The sequence below is a fragment of the Neotamlana laminarinivorans genome, assembly GCF_020523925.1.
GTDB lineage: Bacteria > Bacteroidota > Bacteroidia > Flavobacteriales > Flavobacteriaceae > Neotamlana > Neotamlana laminarinivorans.
The window spans coordinates 1-3,772 of record NZ_JAJAPW010000018.1; the positions used below are offsets into that span (position 1 = coordinate 1).

Annotated in this window: 4 protein-coding genes; all 4 read right to left on the bottom strand. The window is 31.5% G+C overall.

The genetic code is table 11. The features are described 5' to 3' along the window. Positions 1 to 703: 703 nt before the first annotated feature. Positions 704 to 1,192: a hypothetical protein gene (locus tag LG649_RS15835; protein WP_226544795.1), complete on the bottom strand. Its 489-nt coding sequence runs from the start codon at positions 1,190 to 1,192 to the stop codon at positions 704 to 706. Positions 1,193 to 1,800: 608 nt separating this feature from the next. Next, positions 1,801 to 2,280 carry a hypothetical protein gene (locus LG649_RS15840; RefSeq protein WP_226544796.1) on the bottom strand — a complete coding sequence of 160 codons (480 nt, stop codon included), beginning with the start codon at positions 2,278 to 2,280 and terminating at the stop codon, positions 1,801 to 1,803. Positions 2,281 to 2,424: 144 nt separating this feature from the next. Continuing rightward, positions 2,425 to 2,889, bottom strand: a complete 465-nt coding sequence (locus LG649_RS15845; RefSeq protein WP_226544797.1) for a hypothetical protein — start codon at positions 2,887 to 2,889, stop codon at positions 2,425 to 2,427. Between the two features lie 165 nt (positions 2,890 to 3,054). Continuing rightward, the gene (locus tag LG649_RS15850; protein WP_226544798.1) at positions 3,055 to 3,639 is read right to left on the bottom strand and encodes a hypothetical protein; all 585 of its coding nucleotides are present in this window, start codon (positions 3,637 to 3,639) and stop codon (positions 3,055 to 3,057) included. Between the last annotated feature and the right edge of the window lie 133 nt (positions 3,640 to 3,772).

A 3,772-nucleotide genomic window follows, 5' to 3' on the forward strand; every position in this document is an offset into this window, starting at 1 on the left:
CTGCGTAACGATTGTCAGATTCAGAGTTTGAGTGTTCAATTCCGCGAGCTGCTTTGATCAAATTCAGATTTAGAATTCCATCGGATTTCTCCGCGTTTGAGTGAGTTCGGAGGTATTTTTTGTAACGTGTTGTATAAGAAACGTTGCGAATTTTTAGCGCGGCGATTTTCCGAAGGAAAATCGAACGAAAGCAAAAGCGCAAACCGTTTCGATTTAGGAAATAAATATAAGCAATGTTTTTTATACTTGGTTGCTAGTTGTAGTTTTTTTCATAATTTTTGTTCAGTTTGATTAATTTTCAGTATTTGAGCGAAATTCAGATTGAAGTTTTTTCGGAACAATTTGTCAATCCGCAAGAGTGATATTCCACGTAAAACTTGTCAAAGTCAGCGTTTTTTAATTCCGCAAACCGGCTCAATTCAGCAAGAGTAAAATTCAGCGTAATGTTTTTTCAGATTCAGAGTTTGAGTGGTTTTCTCCGCGAGATAATTCAGAGTTTTAATTTTTCAGAAATCAGTAGTTTTTTAAAATTCGGAATTTTCCGCCGTATGAGTGAGCGCTATGACTTGCAACGTTTCTCGTATAAAATTTGTTGCGTTTTACTTATGCTAAAAGTAAGCAAATTATTAAACAACTTTATGACTACGTATTTTTCCGAAGGAAAAATTTAGCAGCAATAAAATTTATACAGTGTTGTAACAAGTTAGATTTTTAGATTAATAAATTTTTTAAATTCAGCAGTATAGTCCTCACAGTTTTCACAATATAGTAAGTCAGTCCTTTTTGATAGAAATAATATTCCTTTTAAACCACAAAAACTTTTCATAATCGCAGATATTTTTTCCTCAGTAATACTTTCAAGATTATCTTGTTCCTTTTTTAATTCATTCAAAGCGTAAACTCTAAATGTTTCAATTTTTTCATGTTGTTCAATTAAATATTTTCGCTGTTTCTCTAATTCCAATTGAGTATAATTTCCGCAAATAGACGAAGTTCTTTTTTTAAAGGAATTAACTAAACTGATAAGTGAGTCGTTCATTTTAGTTTTCAATAATTCAACTTTTTCCAAATTTTTAATATAGTATTTAAAAGATTTTTTAACTTCTTGATAATCAAAAAATCCGGGTTTATTTTGACAATAATTTAAATTTGAAAATATTAAAAAACTTCCTATTAAGATTATCAATTTCATAATTTGTTACAACGTATTTGTATAAGCTTAGTTGCGCTGGAAATCCGCGAGGATTTTCAGATTAAGAAACTAAGATAGTAAAAATGCGAGGATTTTCCGCAGGAAAATCAGAAGCAATTAAACTTATACGGTGTTACAAAATGTAGCGACACGTCAGATTGGTTTTGCTTAGCATTTTGTCCGAATAAAATTTCAAAAATTCAGGTTTGAGTTTTTTAGAATATTCTAACTTAAAATTCTAAAAAAAAAAAAATCGCGAACAGTAAACCACGCTTTTTTTTCAGCCGTTCTAAAATTCCGCAACCTTGCTCAATTTCGGAAGAGTGAGATTCCGCATAACGATTGTCAGATTCAGAGTTTAAAGTTCAGAGTTTGAATGTTCAATTCCGCGCGCTGCTTTAGTCAAATTCAGATTTATATTTCCACCGGATTTCTCCGCGTCTGAGTGGGGTCGGAGCTATTTTTTGTAACGGACTCGTATAACCTTCAGTTTACGGGTTAAAGTACGCAAATTTTTCGTTTTAGCACAGACGTTAGCAATTCCAAGTGGATTCGGACGTAGTCGAATCCGCCGTAATTGCGGTTATACATTGTTGTGCATAGTATTTTTATTCCTTGCATATTATTCCGTCTTGCGAAATTTTTTGTCCGTCTTTAGTTGTCATAGTTGCTGTATAATACAGGCATTTATTTTCAATTTTTCTCCTCGAAATCACAATTCCATTATTTTCATTTACCCATTTAGTCATTTCGTCCATTTCACCTTTTGAAAAATCGTAAGTTAGTCGATAAGTACAGTCATCAATCCATTCAAGAATTTCATAAGTTGGTTTTCCGTTCCCAATTCCGTTTTTCCATTCAGTTTGAGAGTTTTTTTCTCGGATTACAATGTATTTTTTTATCGTTTTGTCTCTTTCAGGTGAAAATTCCGTAATACTGTCATTTTCAACGATTGTATATTTTGCCATTTGGGGTGTTTCAGGAATATAAAATTGTCCGATTTTAAAGTCTTCACAAGTCAATTCCTGCGCATTAATTTTAAGTCCGATTAGCAGAAAAATTCCAATTAAGAATATTGTTTTTTTCATTCAGCGTTTTGTTTGTCAATATTATGCACAACGTACTCGTATAACCGTCAGTTTACGGGTTAAAGTACGCAAATTTTTCGGTTTAGCACAGACGTTAGCAATTCCGAGTGGATTCGGACGTAGTCGAATCCGCCGTAATTGCGGTTATACATTGTTGGCTACAGTTTTTTCTTTTCCGTTTTCACTTTTATTCAGCCATTTCAAGCTTATTTTTATTCCGATTAAAATACTAATTCCCCCAACAAATAAATTCGCTATTTCTCCATCAAACGTTTGATTAAAAACTCCGACAACTAAAACATTTACAAGTCCCGAACTTATCCACCAAAAAGCAATAAATTGAAAAAAATTAAAACTCTTTGAGAATTTAAAAGTAATAGGATTTTCATTCCAATGCGGTTTTTCAAATTCGAATCCTAATAAACTCCAAAATTTTGAGATTAAGGGAAGGAATAGAGCAAAGAATAAAAAAGTCAGAATAATAGTCACGATGTGAAAGTCATTTTTTGATTCAGTTTCTTCATTAAAATTCAGAAGTATTAATGATAAAACACAAAGTATAACAATCACTAAACTTTTTATTTTTCCAATTTTATTCCAATTTTTCATTTTTGAGTATGATTCGTAATTGTTGCCAACGGTTTCGTATAACCGTCAGTTACGGGTTAAAGTACGCAAATTTTTTGGTTTGGCACAGATGTTAGCAATTCCGAGTGGATTCGGACGTAGTCGAATCCACCGTAATTGCGGTTATACATTGTTGTAAACAGTTTTTTATCCGTCATAACCGAACCATTCATTCAAGCATTTAACTTTGTTTGTCTCAATTTCTTTAAACTTATTTTCGTTTAAATCAATAACCCAAGTTTTTAATATTTTATCGAAATATTCAACTTCATCATTTTCAACCAGGCTAAATATTATTTTGTCATCAACATTTTCAATTAACTCACAATTAGTTAAGGCAATATATTGGTCGGAATTTTCAAATGTCAAACTCACTTCATCAAGAATTGAATAATTGGGTTTAGGTGATGAGTTTTTTATTATTTTTTCTAGAATTAATACTTTTAAACTGTCCTTTTGAATATAAACCAAAGCTTTGTCAGAATTACCTAAAACTTGTCCGCTGATTTTTTTAAATCCGTTATACTTTTCCAATTCTGTAATATCCCGAAAAATCGCATTTTCAGAATTCGTTTTTGAGATTGAATTGTTGTCAGATTTTGGTTCCGCTTCTGAATTATTTTTGCCAAGTTCAATTTTTGAGTCAGTATTTCTTTCTGATGATTTCTTTTCTTGTTGACAACTTAAAGTCAAAAAAAGAACTAAAATTATTATGCTTTTTGTGGTTTTCATAAATTGTTTACAACGTATTTGTATAAGCTTAGTTGCGCTGGAAATCCGCGAGGATTTTCAGATTAAGAAACTAAGATAATAAAAATGCAAGGATTTTCCGCAGGAAAATCAGAAGCAATTAACCTTATACGGT

Bases quoted from the DNA above. Each gene is read 5' to 3' on its own strand.
- LG649_RS15835 (WP_226544795.1), bottom strand. From the start codon at position 1,192: ATGAAATTGATAATCTTAATAGGAAGTTTTTTAATATTTTCAAATTTA.
- LG649_RS15840 (WP_226544796.1), bottom strand. From the start codon at position 2,280: ATGAAAAAAACAATATTCTTAATTGGAATTTTTCTGCTAATCGGACTT.
- LG649_RS15845 (WP_226544797.1), bottom strand. From the start codon at position 2,889: ATGAAAAATTGGAATAAAATTGGAAAAATAAAAAGTTTAGTGATTGTT.
- LG649_RS15850 (WP_226544798.1), bottom strand. From the start codon at position 3,639: ATGAAAACCACAAAAAGCATAATAATTTTAGTTCTTTTTTTGACTTTA.